The 16,798-nt window shown below is 42.0% G+C and carries 13 protein-coding genes and 1 pseudogene; 8 read left to right on the top strand and 6 right to left on the bottom strand.

Features of this window, described 5'->3' with window-relative positions:
• Positions 1–193 precede the first annotated feature (193 nt).
• Positions 194–1,003, bottom strand: a complete 810-nt coding sequence (gene ccsA / locus DYI81_RS16310; RefSeq protein WP_106985984.1) for a cytochrome c biogenesis protein CcsA — start codon at positions 1,001–1,003, stop codon at positions 194–196.
• A gap of 138 nt (positions 1,004–1,141) precedes the next feature.
• Between ccsA and ffh the strand changes: the two genes are divergently transcribed.
• Both ffh and DYI81_RS16300 read left to right on the top strand, forming a co-directional pair.
• Positions 1,142–2,545, top strand: coding sequence for a signal recognition particle protein (gene ffh / locus DYI81_RS16305; RefSeq protein WP_117008111.1), 1,404 nt, complete (start codon positions 1,142–1,144; stop codon positions 2,543–2,545).
• A gap of 199 nt (positions 2,546–2,744) precedes the next feature.
• Complete coding sequence (locus DYI81_RS16300) at positions 2,745–3,326, top strand: alpha/beta hydrolase (protein ID WP_240627445.1); 582 nt, start codon at positions 2,745–2,747, stop codon at positions 3,324–3,326.
• Positions 3,327–3,428: 102 nt separating this feature from the next.
• On the opposite strand, the gene DYI81_RS16295 is transcribed toward DYI81_RS16300, so the two are convergent.
• Together DYI81_RS16295 and DYI81_RS16290 are read right to left on the bottom strand one after the other, a co-directional pair.
• Positions 3,429–4,163 carry a type III pantothenate kinase gene (locus DYI81_RS16295; protein WP_106986022.1) on the bottom strand — a complete coding sequence of 245 codons (735 nt, stop codon included), beginning with the start codon at positions 4,161–4,163 and terminating at the stop codon, positions 3,429–3,431.
• Positions 4,164–4,175: 12 nt separating this feature from the next.
• Positions 4,176–4,931 carry a biotin--[acetyl-CoA-carboxylase] ligase gene (locus DYI81_RS16290; protein WP_106985982.1) on the bottom strand — a complete coding sequence of 252 codons (756 nt, stop codon included), beginning with the start codon at positions 4,929–4,931 and terminating at the stop codon, positions 4,176–4,178.
• A gap of 29 nt (positions 4,932–4,960) precedes the next feature.
• On the opposite strand from DYI81_RS16290, the gene DYI81_RS16285 reads away from it, so the two are divergent.
• The 5 genes from DYI81_RS16285 to ligA all read left to right on the top strand — a co-directional run bounded on the left by DYI81_RS16285 (position 4,961) and on the right by ligA (position 13,166).
• Positions 4,961–5,767: a sulfite exporter TauE/SafE family protein gene (locus DYI81_RS16285; RefSeq protein ID WP_117008110.1), complete on the top strand. Its 807-nt coding sequence runs from the start codon at positions 4,961–4,963 to the stop codon at positions 5,765–5,767.
• A 183-nt stretch (positions 5,768–5,950) separates the two neighbouring features.
• A complete protein-coding gene (locus DYI81_RS16280) occupies positions 5,951–6,646 on the top strand; it encodes a GntR family transcriptional regulator (protein ID WP_106985980.1) in 696 nt (231 codons plus the stop codon).
• Positions 6,647–6,656: 10 nt separating this feature from the next.
• Positions 6,657–10,109 (top strand): chromosome segregation protein SMC, encoded by a 3,453-nt coding sequence (gene smc / locus DYI81_RS16275; protein WP_117008109.1) that lies wholly within the window; start codon positions 6,657–6,659, stop codon positions 10,107–10,109.
• A 1-nt stretch (position 10,110) separates the two neighbouring features.
• The gene (locus tag DYI81_RS16270; protein WP_117008108.1) at positions 10,111–11,037 is read left to right on the top strand and encodes a cell division protein ZipA C-terminal FtsZ-binding domain-containing protein; all 927 of its coding nucleotides are present in this window, start codon (positions 10,111–10,113) and stop codon (positions 11,035–11,037) included.
• A gap of 92 nt (positions 11,038–11,129) precedes the next feature.
• Positions 11,130–13,166, top strand: coding sequence for an NAD-dependent DNA ligase LigA (ligA, locus tag DYI81_RS16265; RefSeq protein ID WP_117008107.1), 2,037 nt, complete (start codon positions 11,130–11,132; stop codon positions 13,164–13,166).
• A 47-nt stretch (positions 13,167–13,213) separates the two neighbouring features.
• Here ligA and DYI81_RS16260 read toward each other — a convergent pair whose 3' ends face one another.
• The gene (locus DYI81_RS16260) at positions 13,214–14,284 is read right to left on the bottom strand and encodes an aldehyde reductase (RefSeq protein ID WP_117008106.1); all 1,071 of its coding nucleotides are present in this window, start codon (positions 14,282–14,284) and stop codon (positions 13,214–13,216) included.
• 406 nt (positions 14,285–14,690) lie between these two features.
• A complete protein-coding gene (locus DYI81_RS16255; RefSeq protein ID WP_117008105.1) occupies positions 14,691–15,113 on the bottom strand; it encodes a hypothetical protein in 423 nt (140 codons plus the stop codon).
• Positions 15,114–15,282: 169 nt separating this feature from the next.
• Here DYI81_RS16255 and DYI81_RS16250 point away from each other — a divergent pair, with 169 nt between their 5' ends.
• Positions 15,283–16,617 (top strand): ISNCY family transposase, encoded by a 1,335-nt coding sequence (locus DYI81_RS16250; protein ID WP_117008104.1) that lies wholly within the window; start codon positions 15,283–15,285, stop codon positions 16,615–16,617.
• Between the two features lie 95 nt (positions 16,618–16,712).
• Here DYI81_RS16250 and DYI81_RS16245 read toward each other — a convergent pair.
• Positions 16,713–16,798: pseudogene (locus DYI81_RS16245) on the bottom strand (transcriptional regulator); the annotation flags it as partial.

Genomic DNA, 16,798 nt, shown 5'->3' with positions numbered 1-16,798 from the left:
GTGTTTCAGAAAGCTTCTTTGAATCGATATATTTCATACGCAGATTATGCTCGATTATTTAAGATTCTTTGGTACAAATAATCGGCAAAAGAAAGATCTTTTTTTGATTTATGAAAGAGATCTAATAGATTAAATATAGACTCAGATCAGCAATTAAAATACTGGAAAATTATCTTTTACAGTTTGTAACGCATTAACGGCCTAAAATCATTTCTAAAACGATTTTAGATCCAATGAAGCCGATAGCAAGTAGAAAAAAGCCGATGATTGTAAAGCGAATGGCTTTTTGTCCACGCCAGCCAAATTGATAATGGCCAATTAAAAGTGAACCATAGACAAACCATGAAACGATACTAAAGGCAGTTTTATGGGCAAGATGCTGGCCAAAGAAATTATCAATCGTAAAAAAGCCAAAACCAAGAGCGAGGGTTAGCAATATAAAGCCAGCAATAAGCATGTCAAAAAGCAGAGATTCCATGGCTTGAAATGACGGTAATAGACTGACCCATACACGGCGTTTTTGTTTGTTTTTGAGTTCGCGGTCTTGAAACCAAAGCAATACGGCATGAATAGTTGCCATTAATAAAATTGCATAGGCTGAAAGTGACAAAATGATATGAATGTCTAAGCCTAGGGAGTTTTGATTAATGAGCAGATCATGTTTACTAAAGGCAAAACCGAAAATAAGTCCTGTTGCTGCTACAGGTATTCCAATGAGGCTGAGCGCAAGAACTGGGCGGTAGGTACTAAATAAAAGACTCAGTAGTAACATTAACCCAGAGGTAAAAGACAAAATGTTGAAAACATTATAGTTAATACCAGCCGGGGTCAGCATGTCATTGAATAGAACACCTGCATGTAAAAGAAGACCTAAACCTAAAATAAGGCCAATAAACCAATGGTTTGGGCTACGTTTAGACATTAAGTGTATGAACAAATACCAAAAAGAGGTGGTATAGGCGATTAATGCTAAGATCGTATAAACCAAGGGGAGACTGATCATGTCAAACCTTTTTCAGGATGATTAATATTCATTTATATAATTTCTGCAAGAACTAAAGTATCCTATAGCATTCTATGCATAAATTTTCTATTTTAAGAAACAATTTTTTGCTCATGGCTATTTTAAGCGGAATTTGCAATGTTTGATACCTTAACAGAACGACTCACGCAGAGTTTAAGAAATGTTACTGGCTCTGGGCAGCTAACCGAAGACAATATTAAAGATACGTTACGTGAAGTACGTATGGCACTTCTTGAAGCCGATGTGGCGTTACCTGTAACTCGTGAGTTTATCGCGAAAGTTAAGGAAGAAGCATTGGGCCAAGAAGTGATGACTCAGTTATCGCCAGGCCAAGCTTTCGTCAAAATCGTACATGACGAATTAACAAAAATGATGGGCGAGGCGAATGAAAGCCTTGACCTTGCAGCTAAGCCTCCAGTTGTTGTCCTGCTTGCAGGTTTACAAGGTGCGGGTAAAACTACAACGGCTGCAAAATTAGCGCGCTTTTTACAAGAACGCCAAAAGAAAAAAGTTGCGATGGTGTCTGCCGACGTTTACCGTCCAGCCGCGATTAAACAGCTTCAGACTGTTGCAGGCGAAGTTGGCGCGATTTTCTTCGAATCGAGCGCAGATGAAAAGCCAATTACCATTGCCAATCGTGCAATTGAACAAGCGAAAATTCAGTTTGCGGATGTATTAATTGTCGATACAGCAGGTCGTCTTCATGTAGATGACGAAATGATGGACGAAATTAAAGAGCTTCATGCGGCCATTAAGCCAACTGAAACTTTATTCGTTGTCGATGCAATGACGGGTCAAGATGCTGCCAACACGGCCAAAGCTTTTAATGATGCTTTGCCTTTAACAGGTGTGATCTTAACTAAAACTGACGGTGATGCGCGAGGTGGTGCAGCACTTTCAGTTCGTGCAATTACGGGTAAGCCAATTAAATTCTTGGGCATGGGTGAAAAACTTGATGCCTTAGAGCCATTCCATCCTGAACGTATCGCACAGCGTATTTTGGGCATGGGTGACGTACTTTCTTTGGTCGAAGAAGTTGAACGTAAAATCGACAAAGAAAAAGCCGAAAAAATGGCGAAAAAATTGCAAAAGGGCGGTAGCTTCAACTTTGAAGATATGCTGATGCAGTTTGAGCAAATGAATAAAATGGGCGGCATGATGGGCTTTTTGGATAAATTACCAGGCATGAGTAATGCCGGTATTCAAGATGCAATTGCGCAAGCGAACCCAGAAAAGCAAGTGAAAAAAATGGAATCGATTATTCAATCGATGACGATTAAAGAGCGCCGTAATCCTGACTTGATGAATCCAAGCCGTAAAAAGCGTATTGCAGCAGGTTGTGGTATGGATGTTGTTGAAGTGAATAAGCTGATTAAACAACATGCGCAAATGGCGAAAATGATGAAGAAATTTGCTAATCCATCGGGTATGGCAAAAATGTTGAAATCATTGAGCGGTATGCAAAAACAATTTGGTGGCGGCGGTATGGGTCCACTCTTTGGTAATAAAGATCCAAAATAAATTTGGAATTTTAAAAAGGCGCTTTATGCGCCTTTTTTTTATGATTTTTTTAATGCTATTGATCTGAAAAATAATTGTGCTAAATGGCGTGTTTACACTTGTCAAAGTGATTGGAATCACGCCACAATGGTGTTTAAGAAATAAACAAAAGTCTGAAATATTCAGGATGATCATTCATTCAACATAAGAATTAAAAGCGATGATTAAAACAACCAAAAAAAATATTTATATTGTGCATGGCTACCAAGCCTCACCCAATGATCATTGGTTTCCTTGGTTGAGTAAGCGCTTGAATGACGCAGGTCATATCTCAAAACGTGTTGTGTTGGCAGAATCTGAACAGCCCAATTTTGAGTATTGGCAAAAATTTTTGTCCTTACAGATGCCGCGGCTAGATGAAAATACGATTATTGTGGCACATAGCCTTGGGTGCTTAACGACGTTACATTATTTAAGTAATTATTTTGAAGTGCATAAATCCAAGATTAAAGCCGGTATTTTTGTGGCAGGTTTTATGTCACCTTTAAAGGCTATTCCTGAACTAAACGATTTTATTCAAAAAGCCAAACTGAATCGGTTGGTGCTGGTTAAAGGCATGCCTTTATCGGTATGTTTACTTTCAAGTAATGATCCTTATGTGCCACCGCCTTTAACCTTACAACTGTCGAATTTAATTCAAGCTCAGAATATTGAAGTCAAAAATGCAGGACACTTTATGGCACAAGATGGTTATATCGAGTTCGAGCAATTGTGGGAAACACTGCAACCCTTATTGGCTTAAGGTTTTCCATGTTTTGCTTTGTATTTTCTTTATGGCTCTGAACATAAAAGGCGAACAGAAAACTATTTTCTGTTCGCCTTTTATTTTGATCAGTGAGTTGTTTTACGGTGTGCTGTGTTGCAAATAGTGTTGCAGGCCTTTCAGGAGCAAATCATTTTCAATACGTGGGGCATAGGGGCTTAGATATTTGGCAAATAATGCTGCATCGCCACCCGTTAAAATGAGCTGGCTTGGATATTTTTCTAAGACTTTTTCAATGGTGCTGAGTAGGCTAAGTAAAATGCCATGATGAACAGCATCAATGGTGTTTTTACCTGGGGAAAGTTCATCAAAAGAGGCATCTGGAATCTTAATCCCTTTGGTATTTTGAATCAGTGAATCACGTTGTAAATAAAGATTCGGTAAAATGTAGCCACCTAAGTGTTGATAACCCTGAGATAAATCAATGGTGAGCGCAGTACCACAACTAATAACACAATACTGTTGTTCTGGGTTGTCAATCACGGCCAGCATTTGCAGCCAGCGGTCGATGCCTAATTTGCTGGTGTCTTCATAAGCACAGCGTAAGCCCTGAAATTCTGCATGTACCTTGGCAAAGGTTACGGGCACATTTAAAAACTTCAGAATTTTTTGAATACGGTCATTATTTTTTTTGTCCTGTACCGAGGAAATACCGACTTGTTGCAAGTTTAAGTTTTTAAAATGTTGAATCAAGCCCAGTAAGAGCTCTGCTGGTGATTGCAGGTGGAGCTCTGCTGCATGCTCTATAATTTGATCATTCTGCGTGATCCAGTATTTTAGGCGTGTGTTACCAATGTCGAGCCATAAACTTTTCATATTTGACATCTCTTAGGCTTTAGACTTTAAGCGCAAACGGCCTTGGAAAAAGTGCTGTACTTCGCCTTGCTGTTGGATTTCGATGGCACCATCATTTCGAATACCCAAAAAAGTACCAGTAGTTAGGCCTTGTAGGTGTTCAAATTCAACCATTTGATTTTTGAAAGCCGCATAATGATTAAAGCGGGCTGCCAAATTGGTACAACCATGACTGAACCATTCACCAGCTTGCTGAATTGCCAGATATAATTCTGCTGTGAGTTGGATGCGGTTAAATTCGCTTAGGCCTAATTCGGTGAGTGAACTGGTGGCTTGATCAATGCCTTGTTTGGGTAGAGGTAGAACATTCAGGCCAACACCGACCACAGCTTGATGTGCATTGAGAGGTTCAACCAAAATGCCACCCCATTTACCTTGCGTGCTATATAGGTCATTGGGCCATTTTATCTGTAAATTCAGATGCTCGAGGCTCGGCATTTGTAGGATATTTAAGGCAATTTCCAAAGCCAAACGTCCATCAATAGGTGTTTGCGTATTGAGCAATGTGCTTAAATAGATATTTCCTTCAGGTGAAACCCATTGGTTTTGACGTTGGCCTCGACCTTGGGTTTGCCGAATACTGGTCACCAAGACTTGCTGAATGCCTTTGAGGGCAATTTCGCGTACATCATCATTGGTTGATGTTGTCACGGGTTTGAGTAATAAGACTTCTGGCAGTTGATTGGCTTCAGTCAATATGTGTTGCAGTTGTCGCGTCTCTAAATCCATTTGAATCTGAGAAATGTGGAATAGTGTTCATGGAGTTAATCATATATTTGCTGATTGGTGCAATCGCTGGTTTTGCTGCGGGGCTCTTTGGTGTGGGTGGCGGTTTAATTATTGTGCCTATTTTGTACATAGTTTTTAGTCAAATGAACTACGATCCAGCCGTTTTAATGCACATGGCTGTCGGTACATCTTTAGCCACAATCATTGTCACCTCTATGAGCTCGGTGTCTGCACATCATAAAAAGGGTGCCGTGTTATGGAAGGTATTTGCCAATTTGGCTCCAGGTTTGGTGTTGGGCTCATTTTTGGGGGCGGGTATTGCGCATTATTTATCGGGTCAAGGCCTGCAATTGTTCATTGGTGGCTTCGCGCTTTGGGTAGCTTTTAAAATGTTTCGTGGTGCACATGCCAAAATTGACCCAGCGCAAAATTTACCGTCTACGCCTATGCAAATGCTTGCAGGTGGCGGGATTGGTATTGCTTCTGCAATCTTTGGTATTGGTGGTGGTAGCTTAACGGTGCCGTATTTGAACCGTTGTGGCGTGGTGATGCAAAAAGCTGTAGCGACGTCTGCCGCTTGTGGCTTGCCGATTGCAATTGCAGGTGCGCTCGGGTTTATGTGGTTTGGTCAGCAAGCCCAAGTAGATTTACCACATACTATTGGCTATGTGCATATTTATGCCTTTATTGGCATTAGTGTGATGAGTTTTATGACCGCAAAGCTCGGGGCAAAAGTCGCACATCGCTTGTCGCCAGCCATGTTAAAAAAATGTTTTGCAAGCCTGCTCAGTACAGTAGGCATTTATTTTATTTGCCAGGGAATTTTACATTTTTAAGCTGAATCCTAAGACAAAGTGGCTTGAAAGCGCCAAGGATGGCGTTATAGACTGCAATTGACTGTATAGACAAAATATTGTCCTACAATGTTATGGTAATGTCGTGTAAAAAGCAGTTAAATCAGACCAGATTGCAATAAAAAATCGCATCTCATGCATCAATAAAAACAAGATAGGAATAGTATGCAGCAACAAGAAGCGGAGAGCTTGTCGGAGCAAATTGCCAAGCATATCAGTGAGCAGATCATTCGCGGTGAGTTGGTAGAAGGAGAGCGGATCCAAGAATTACGCATCTCTGCAGAACTTGATGTGAGCCGTGGCTCTGTACGCGAAGCTTTGCTTATTTTAGAACGTACGCAGCTGATTGAAATTTTTCCCAGACGCGGTGCGATTGTGTCAGAAATGTCGGCCTTACAGGTGCGGGCGTTATTTGATATGGCTTCACTCCTGCTCGGGCAGATTGTTCAACGTGTTTCTGAAACATGGCGGAGTTACGAAGCAGAGCGCATTCAGCTATTATTAGAGCAATTGAGCATTGAAACTCGACAAGGCAATGCAGAAAAGTTTTATGATCTGATCTTTCAGGCAATGGCACGCCAGCATGAAATGGTCGGGAATGCATATCTGATGCGTTATTATCAGGAACTGCTCCCATCATTGCGACGGAGCTATTTTTTAACCCTGAATATTTCTCGCAGAGAACTACAAGAATCTTTTGAGCTGTTTAAGATGGTTTCGGATGCAATTTTGATTCGAAAGGCACAACAAGCCACTTTATTTATGGAAGATTTTTGTCGACACTTACGGAACCTTGTGTTGGAATCACTGACACGGATGAAACAAATCGAACTCGCGTGGGCTAGACGTTCACGGCGTTAATCAGGACATTATGCGTTTAAGCAGTTTAAAACTTTCTGGCTTCAAATCTTTTGCCGATAATACGACTTTACATTTTAAAGATAGTCGCACCGCTGTAGTTGGGCCAAACGGTTGTGGTAAATCCAATGTGATTGATGCCATTCGTTGGGTGATGGGAGAGTCGAGCGCGCGCCAGTTACGTGGCGGTAGCATGCAAGATGTTATCTTTACAGGTACAGCTAAGCGCAAACCTGTAGGTGTGGCCAGTGTTGAGTTACGTTTTGAAAATACCTATGGCAAATTAGGTGGTGCGTATAATGCCTATAATGAATTGGCTGTGCGTCGTCAGGTAAACCGTGATGGTAAATCTGAATACTTCCTCAATGGAACCAAATGTCGCCGTCGAGATATTACCGATATCTTTTTGGGCACAGGTCTAGGGCCACGTTCATACGCAATTATTGAACAAGGCATGATTAACCGTATGGTCGATGCCAAGCCTGAAGAAATGCGAGTGTTTTTGGAAGAGGCAGCAGGCGTTTCGCGTTACCAAGCACGCCGTCGTGAAACCAATGTGCATTTAGAGCACACCACACAAAATTTATCGCGTTTAGAAGATATTGCGACCGAGCTCAAATCACAGCTCAAAACATTGCAACGCCAGTCCGAAACGGCAGTGCAATATAAAACCCTCGAAAAGCAAATTCGTACCATTAAAATAGAAGTACTGTCTTTTCAGTGTGAGCAAAGCAGTCGTTTACAACAAGAATATACTGTTCAAATGAATGATTTGGGCGAACACTTTAAGTTGGTACGTTCTGAATTGAACACCCTTGAGCATGATTTAAGTTCGACCAGTGAATTGTTCCAGCGATTAATTCAGCAGTCCACGCCTTTACAAACAGAGTGGCAACAGGCTGAAAAAAAATCTGCTGAATTGAAAATGACTTTGGAGCAAAAGCAAAGTTTATTCTCACAAAACTCTGCCAACTTGGTGCAACTCGAACAGCAAAAGGCACAAACTAAAGAACGTCTACAATTGTTAGAACTGCAATTGGACACTTTGCATGAGCAACAAGATGATTTAAATGCTCAGCTCGCAGTGCAAGAAAGTCAGGGGCAAGAAAGAACACAAGGCTTGAGTGATTTAAAAGCGCAGCACAGTATGGTGCAGCAGCAGTTTGAGCAAGTTAAAACGCAAGTTGAAAAGCAACAACAAAATAAGCTCCAAATGCTGGCACAGCTAGAACAACTAGGTAAAAATATCAGTCGTTTAGAGCAACAAAAAGCAACCTTGCAACATCAAGCATCGCAAATTTTAAATCAAGCACAGCAAGATGAGCTCGAACAGCTTGAGCAGAATAAGCAAGATATTCGTGAGAAATATCAACTCACCGAGCAACAGGTGATGGTGTTTAGCAACGAGTTAGAACAGCTCAATACACAGCAACAACAGCAAAAAGCACAGGTGCAACAGTTAAAGTCAGACATACAGATTTTGTTATCTGAGCAAAAAAACTTAAATCAGTTGCTCACCAAAGCTACGCCTAAACAGCAAGCGGATACGGTGCAATTGATGCAGTCACTGCAATTGTCTGCCTTAGGTAAAACACATGCAGCTTTGATTGAAAAGTTTTTGGCCAAATGGCTCCATGCGCAGGTTTTAACAGCAACTGACGCTTTTCAAGATGGCCATGCACGTCAGTTAAAAGCGACGGCTGATCTGTCGCAGATTCAATTAGACAATTTGGCTTGTTTAGCCACATGGATTGATACGCCACACTATTCACTTTGGCAACAGGTGGCGGTGGCGGATGACCTAAACACAGCACTGCGCTATCAAAGCCAATTAACGACAGGTCAGTCCATCCTAAGTTTGGATGGTTATCATGTTGGGCCCGACTGGGTGATTGGCTTGGACTATGATGAAGACAGTCAAGCAGGCCAAGGTGCGCTCAGTCATCGTATTCGTTTGGAAGAAATTGACACGCAATTGGTACAGCAACACGCATTGTTGACACAAGCAGAAGAGGCACTTCCACAGTCTTTAGCGCAAGTTCAACACGCACAGCAACAATTACAGGCTGCGCAAACAGAGCTCAAACAACTGCAACAGGCATTGCAACAAGCCGATGTTGCCATTGTAAAAGTACAAAGTACAGCACAAGCTTTTGCAGTTCAAAAGCAGCAATTGTCTGATCAGTTGATTCAGGTTGAGGCACAGCTGGAAGAAGACGCAATGCAAAAAGATGATTTAGACATCGACTTGCATGCCTTGAATATGAAGCTAGAACAGGCTTTACCTCAATATAAAACATTACAATACCAGCTGGACGAGTTGAACCAGAATTTAGACGCGCGTCAGCAGTCAACACAGCAAGCACAACAAGAATTAGAGCTGATTCGTCGGCAAGTATTACAGGCCACACAGCAAATTGAATTGTTGGAAAAAGACAGCGTATTTTTAAAGGCGCAACGCTTACAAATTCATACGCAGATGGAGCATGCACAACAATTTGTTGATCCAATACAGCTCGAGTTACCAACTTTGCAATCGCAATACAGTGAACAGTCTGAATTGACTGCCAAACTGCAAAAAACTTGGACGGAGTGGCAACTTGAACTGAATAATGTGCAGAATAAACAACGTGAATTGACTGAGCAACGTCATAGTCATCAACAGCAAGATGAAAAGCTCAGAACAGAGCTCGAACAAAAGCGTTTAGCATGGCAATCGGCGCAGTCAGATCTGCAACATTACACTGAACAATTAAAAGAAATGAACAGTGAGATGCTGACTGGCTTAAATATTGATATTGTCAGTCATCAACAGCAGTTGGAAAAAGCACAAAAGCAATTTGAAAAACTCGGTGCAGTGAATTTGGCTGCTTCAGAAGAATATGAAGAAGTCTCAAAACGCTATGAAGAACTGAGTCATCAAATTGAAGACTTGGAAAAAACCGTTGAGCAATTACAAGCGGCCATGAAGAGCATTGACCAAGAAACCCGCAAGCTCTTTATGAATACCTTTGATCGGGTAAATGCTGAATTACAGGAATTATTTCCAAAAGTCTTTAATGGTGGTGAAGCTAGCTTAAGTTTAGAAGATGGTTGGCAATCTGGGGTGAAGCTGATGGCTCGTCCACCGGGTAAGCGCAACAGTTCATTGGCCTTGCTTTCAGGTGGTGAAAAGGCGTTAACTGCTTTGGCACTGGTCTTTGCGATCTTCCGTTTGAATCCTGCACCATTTTGCGTATTGGATGAAGTTGATGCGCCTTTGGACGATGCCAATGTAGGAAGATTTTGTAATTTAGTAAAAGAACTTTCTGAACAAGTGCAATTCATTTACATTACACATAATAAACTGGCGATGACCATGGCAACTGATTTGCTCGGTGTGACCATGCCAGAACCGGGAACGTCTAAATTGGTCACTGTCGATTTAGAACAAGCAAAAGAATACGGTTTAGTTGCGGAGTCATAGTATGGAAATTACCACAATCCTTGGGATTGTTGTTGCAGTGGTTATTATGCTACTGGGCATTCGATTATTGCTGAAAAAGCCAGCAGAAGTATCACCTTCGTTGGAAACGGATTTACATATTCATCCTGACTCGCAGCAACCTGTGATTCCACGTCATGTTCGTGAGCAATTGCAAACGGAAGCAGAAGTGCGTAAAGAGCCAGTTTTAGCTGAAGCTGAACCTACTGAAGCCAAAGAAGCACAGCCAGAACCTGTTGCAGAAAGCGCTACAAATGATGCGAATGTTGAAAAAGCTGAAAATGCCGACGTTCAAACCGTACGTGAAGTGACGGTGAGTACGGCGGTAATTGCTGAAGCGGTGAAGGCCGAGGAAAAACCTTCAGAGCTGAGCTTGAATCACATTGAAAAAGCTGAAATTTCTGAATTTGAAGATGAAAGTAATATTCTTGATGCACATTTGCATGAGCAAAAGTTGGTGGATGAAGAAAGTGCTTTGGCTACAGCAGAAACGTATATTGCTTTGAATGTCTATTCAGATAGTCGTGCATTATCAGGTGAAAAAACCCTGAAAGTGCTGATGAAATATGGTTTACGTTTTGGTGAAATGGCATGTTTCCATCGTTATAGTGAAGACGATAGCAAGTTATTGTTCTCAGTATTGCAAATTGGTAATGACGGTGCGGCGGCAGGTTTTGATTTAGAAACATTGTCGACTGAGCAAGTGAAAGGTTTGGCCTTCTTCTTAGCATTACCACATAGCGATGTGCAAAATGCATTTGATACCATGGACAGTATTTCGCGTCTGATTGCACGTGAAATTGCGGGTACGGTATATGATCAAAACAATCAGGAATTTACGCCGCAGCTACGTGAACATTGGCGCCATCAAGCCATTGATTATCGCTTAGGGCAAGCGGTAGAAGCTTAGGATTGCAACGGGTCACGCTGATTTTTATAATATAGATCAGTGATAGAATTTTTTGAGGGCGGAAATTTACCGCCCTTTTTTATGGTGAAGATATGACACAACCGCAAACGGTCATCGCGCAAATGCGCCAGTTGATTCAAATTTTGGCGCAGCACAATCATGCCTATTATGTAATGGATCAGCCGACCATTGAAGACAGTGAATATGATCAGCTTTTTCACCAGTTAAAAGCATTAGAAACCCAGCACCCTGAATATATTCAAGCAGACACGCCAACCAACAAAGTCGGTGGCAAAGCGCTGTCTAAATTTGAAAGCGTGACCCATGCAGTGCCGATGCTGTCATTGGGTAACGTGTTTAATCAAGAAGACTTATTTGCTTTTGCGCGCCGTATTGAAGAGCGTCTGCCGAATCAAAAAATTGAATATGATGTCGAGCTGAAATTTGATGGCTTAGCGATTTCGCTTTGGTATGAACATGGCGTGCTAGTACGCGGTGTGACGCGCGGTGATGGTGAAACAGGTGAAGATATTACTCAAAATGTAAAAACCATTCGCAACCTGCCAAAAGTGCTGACATCAGCTTCTGCAGAAATTCCAGCTTTATTAGAAGTACGCGGTGAGGTGCTGATGCCGAAAGCCGGCTTTGAAAAGCTGAATGCGGAAAATGAAGCCAAGGGCGAAAAAACCTTTGCCAATCCGCGTAATGCAGCAGCAGGCAGTTTGCGTCAGCTTGACCCAAGTATTGCAGCCTCACGTCCATTGGCATTCTATGCTTATGGCATTGCACAGTGTGAGCCGAATCATGGGCAAAGCACCATGTCAGCCAGTCTTGAATGGCTGACACAGTTTGGCTTTGCGGTGGGCGAGCGTCATTTTGTTTGCGACAGCATACAGGCGGTACAGCAGGCTTATGAACAGATAAATACAGAGCGCCCTGAGCTGACTGTTGAAATTGACGGTATGGTGATTAAAGTCAATGATCTGAAACAGCAGCAGACTTTGGGCTTCTTAAGCCGTGAACCGCGCTGGGCAACAGCCTATAAGTTTCCTGCTGTTGCAGCGTTAACCACCGTGGATAATATTGACTGGCAAGTGGGGCGTACAGGTGCTTTAACGCCTGTGGCACGTCTAAATCCTGTTTCAGTGGGCGGTGTAACGGTTTCAAATGTAACCTTGCATAATATTGGTGAAATTCACCGTTTGGATGTACGCATTGGTGATACCGTGAGTGTGTACCGCAGCGGTGACGTGATTCCAAAAGTCGAAAAGGTTTGGCCTGAGTTTCGTCCTGTGGATGCTGTTGAAGTGCATCTGCCTGAAAGCTGTCCTGTGTGTGCATCGCCAGTCGTGATGCCTGAAGGCGAAGCATTAGCGCGCTGTTCAGGCGGTTTATATTGCGCGGCGCAGCGTATCGAAGCGATCCGTCATTTCGTTTCACGTAAAGCCATGGATATTGAAGGCTTGGGCGACCGTTGGGCGGAATCGTTGCTGCATTTGGATTTACTCAAAGATGTGGCCGATATTTACAGCCTGCATGAGCACCGCGAGAAATTACTCACCATTGAAAAGATGGGCGAGAAGTCAGTTCAAAATCTGATTGACTCGATTGAAAACAGCAAGAAAACTACTTTAGGTTCATTCATCTATGCCTTGGGTGTTCGTGGTGTAGGTGAAACCACGGCACGAATGTTGGCCAATACCTTCCAAACCTTTGAAGCGCTGCGTCATGCAGATATTGAGGCTTTAAAGAAAACCCCTGATGTCGGTGATATCACAGCAGAATGGATTATCGACTTTTTCCAAGCGCCACATAATTTAGAAGTGGTTGAGCGTTTATTGGCTGCAGGCATTCATTGGGATGCGCCAGTCGCGCCAAGCCGTCAGCCATTGAATGGCGAAAGTTGGGTAGTGACGGGTACACTGAGCACGATGGGCCGTGATGAAGCTACGCAGTTGCTACAAACACTCGGCGCTCGTGTCAGCGGCAGTGTTTCAAGTAAAACCAAATGTGTGGTTGCTGGTGAAAAAGCTGGTTCTAAACTGGAAAAAGCTGAAAAATTAGGTATTCCAGTCATCAATGAAGCTGAATTTATTGAGTTGATGAAAAGCCATGGGCAAATAGAATAATTTGCAAAGCTGAAAAAACCGCCCTAGGGCGGTTTTTTTATGATCTGTTAAGGGATATATTTTTTCACAACACCGTCATCCAGCAGCTGCTGGAAATGCTCAACTAAGCTGTTTTCAATATTGCGATATTGAATACCCAATTCGGCTTGGCTCTTAGACGCATTAAAGTAGATAGGATAACCCATATTGAGTTCAACAAAAGATTTGGAAAAACCAGCCAATGGGCCAAACAATTTAAATGCAGCTTTAGGCAACTGATTGCGCGGGAAGGGGAATTTAGGGCCGAAGTTTTGGCGCAGAATTTTACCCATTTCCAGCAGGCTGAGTGAGCCACCACTGATGATATAACGGCCTTTTGCATTTGGGTTAAAAGCTGCCTGCAAGTGAGCATCGGCAACATCACGAACATCGACAATGCCATTCCACATCGGCGGTACACCGGCGAGGGTCATGCCGTTGGCAAATTGCTCTAGCACTTCAACGCTGCCAGACTTGGTCATTGCTGTCAGTGAAGGGCCGAGCACAAGCGCTGGGTTGACACAAACCAGTTCCCAGCGGTTTTGCGCTTTTTGCATATCCCACGCTTTGCGCTCCGCCATGACTTTTGAATATGGATAGGGTTGATGGGTTTCGGAGCTGGTGGTATTCCAGTGAGACTCATCAAATTGGTTATTTGCTGTTTGCTTAATGTCGATCGCATCGCCATAAGTAGAGGCAATACTGGAGGTTACCACCACACGTTTTACAGATTCTGTTTGGTTTACGCTGTTTAGGACATTTTCTGTGCCTATTACCGCAGGCTCAATAATGTCTTTTACCGCATCTTTATAATTGGTTACTACAAAAGGTGAGGCCATGTGCAACACAATTTCACAGCCTTGCATGGCTTCATCAAAGGCATGCGGTGTAAGTAAATTGGCTTGAAACAGTTTGAGTGTGCCAGCGCTTTGGTTTGCGATATTTTCTAAGTGAGCAAAGCTTTTTTTCTTATTCAGATCACGTACGGTGGCGTGAACTGTATGTCCTTGTTCAAGCAGATTTTTAATGACCCAGCTGGCAATATAGCCAGTGGCGCCTGTAACGAGTATCGATGTTGTATTGGTATTCACATTCTTCAACTTTCATGGGCTTATTTTTTATCATATTGAGAATATTTAGTTTTGTCTTTGATTGATTTGAAAAAATATATGTTGATGATTGGGTTTAATGCGCACTAAATTCAGCAGAGAATACATGTGAAGGCTGCAAAAGTACTTTTTTATTGATTTAAAAAAACGCGAAGATGGGGGTGAGTGTTGGATAGATGAAAATTCTTAGTATCGTGGGCGCCAAATCTCATAAATAAATGGAAAAAGAGTTATATCTAACTTGTGTACTTTAAATTAAAGTCTAGATCTTAGGTCTAGGCTTCTTCATTTCGTAATAAGAGATTTTATGTTAATTACCTATTTTCATACATAATAAGTGTCTACAAAATAGGTGGCTATTCAAGTTAGTAACTACTCTACTTAAGCCTTAAGAAAGCTAGTCCGTATATAACCAACGGACGAATTTACCATCTTCATCATAGAGTTTATGAGCTAATGCATAAGGGCAATGTATCAAGAAATACCACCCTAGATAGTTATTTTTTTGATCCATTTGATGGATAGCAAAACTACCAATCCAAACTTGTTGTAGCTGTTCAATTTGTTCTTGTGGGCTTCCAAGCAGTAACTCTCCATCTCTAGATGGATCTTCACCATTCAAATTATGAAATAAGGAAATATCACCACTTTCTAACAGGATTTTTAGAACTTTGAAGAAGGATACATCTTGTCCATATTCGAGCTTAACCTTTGGATCTATTTCTTTAAGAAAGTTCCCACACAAATAAAATAAATCATCTAAACCTTCCTTAAACTCATATTCATGAAAGGTTTTAAGGATTAACTCCAATTGCTTCATTAAAATGGATGCTCCAAAATATTTAAAAATTAAGAATTTCTAAAATTAACATAATACACCTTATACGTAATGCTTGTGTTAGAACCCATTTAAAGTGTCTATATTCTCACCAATAAAAATGTCTAGTTTATGATGGTTTTTATCACCATGGACTGGATATAAACTTGAGATGCTGATCACTATGTCTGACAAGGAAATACAACGTCTTGCAGTCCTGCAAGATGTTCGAGATCAACGTATTACACAAGTCCGTGCTGCAGAAATTCTGAATCTTTCAACACGCCAAATTACTCGATTATTGCACAAGCTCAATCAAGACGGTGTTTCAGGTCTGGCACATGCCAGTCGTGGTCAACCGGGTCATCGTCGTCATGATGACTTGTTAAAATCAAAGTGCCTTTCCATTATTTCTGAACATCTGCTGGGCTTTGGTCCCACCTTGGCGCATGAGAAGCTCAACAGCATGTTTGACCTGAATATCCCTGTAGAAACGCTTCGGCGCTGGATGACTGCAAATGGTCTCTGGATTCCGCGATCCAAGCGCCAGAAACGTCCATATCAACCTCGATATAACCGCGATTGCTTTGGTGAGCTAATCCAGATTGATGGCTCATATCACGATTGGTTTGAAGGACGTGACGCTAAATGCTGCTTGTTGGTTTATATTGATGATGCCACTGGAAAGCTGTTGCATCTGCGCTTTTGTGAGGCCGAAACGACCTTTGATTATATGCTTTCAACCCGAGCCTACATTGAGCAATACGGCAAGCCTTTGGCCTTTTATAGCGATAAACACTCAGTATTTCGAGTCAATCAGAAATCCAAGCAAGACAGCCAGATCACGCAATTTGGCAGGATTCTCAACGAATTAAACATCGATATTATCTTTGCCAACTCACCACAGGCCAAAGGACGTGTGGAACGCGCCAACAGAACTCTGCAGGATCGCCTGATCAAGGAAATGCGTTTGGAAGGCATCTGCTCAATTACCGAGGCCAATGCTTGGCTGCCCTGCTTCATTGAGCAGTTCAATCAGAAGTTTGCCAAGTGTGCGAGAAACTCGAAGAACTTGCATCGACCTTTAACGGAATCTGATGCTGAGCTAGAGGATATTTTTACCTGGCAGGAACCGCGTAAGGTCACGAAGAATCTGACTATCACGTATGACAAGTGTATTTATATGCTTGAGCCAACACCACTGAACCACAAACTTGTTGGGCAATACATAACATTTTTAGAGTATCCAGATGGTACTGTGGCCATCATGCACGAAGGACGGAAGATCAACTACAGTATTTTCAATAAACTGGCTAGACTGCAGCAGAATGAAGTAGTTGAGAATAAAAGATTAGGTGCGGTTCTGGCCCATATCCAGCAACAACATGAAGAGTTGGAAAAACAAAATAAAAGTTCCCGTGCCAAGAAAAGTATGCCGAGTCGTAAAGCTCAGAAAGTTGTTATTGAACAAAGAAATTTAAATCCTGTTCTTGACTCTTGCAGTTAAAAACAGGACATTTTAAATGGTTTATCGCATAGACATTTTAATTGGTGAATAACAAAAAATGGGAGCCTTAAGCTCCCATTTTTTAAGTAATTTTTTCAAATAAGGCTTGGGTGAGCATCTAAAATTCGAATCAATGTAGCTGCTGGTCCAGTTGGATAGCGTCGTCCCTGTTCCCAATTTT

Origin of the sequence: Acinetobacter sp. SWAC5, assembly GCF_003419885.1 — a bacterium.
GTDB classification, from domain to species: Bacteria; Pseudomonadota; Gammaproteobacteria; order Pseudomonadales; family Moraxellaceae; genus Acinetobacter; species Acinetobacter cumulans.
Note: the sequence above shows the minus strand (reverse complement) of the source record. Positions and strands in the feature narration are given on the sequence as shown.